This window comes from Rhodosalinus sediminis (assembly GCF_003385555.1).
GTDB classification, from domain to species: Bacteria; Pseudomonadota; Alphaproteobacteria; order Rhodobacterales; family Rhodobacteraceae; genus Rhodosalinus; species Rhodosalinus sediminis.
Genome location: NZ_QOHR01000119.1, coordinates 1 through 314 on the forward strand (window position 1 = coordinate 1; position 314 = coordinate 314).

The 314-nt window shown below is 75.2% G+C and carries 1 protein-coding gene; it reads left to right on the forward strand.

Going from position 1 to position 314, the window contains the following annotated elements:
- Positions 1–188, forward strand: a 188-nt coding sequence (locus tag DRV84_RS15915) for a hypothetical protein (RefSeq protein WP_205026755.1), incomplete at its 5' end; no start/stop codon positions are given.
- Positions 189–314: the final 126 nt, after the last annotated feature.

Below are 314 nucleotides of genomic sequence, written 5' to 3' on the forward strand. Positions count from 1 at the left end.
CCGCCGCCACGCCGCTGGCAGCTTTCTTCCGCGCCCGTGCGGAGAGCGAGGCGCCGCACCGCCCGGCCCCGCGACGCAGGGTGACCGGGCCGCTGCTGATGGGCGATATCGTGACGAGCCACCGGGGAGAGCCGCTGCTGCTCGCCGAGTGGCGCGCGGCCGAGGCGGAGCGCTCGGGAGGCCCGTAGCCCGACGGTGACGCCCTGCCTGCGCGCCACGCGGTGCGGCCGGTCTCAGTTCGTATCGAAAGTGGGGTGGAAGCGGCCCGCGGGCGAGAGCGTGAAGATCTCCGCCCCGTCCTTCGTCACGCCCAC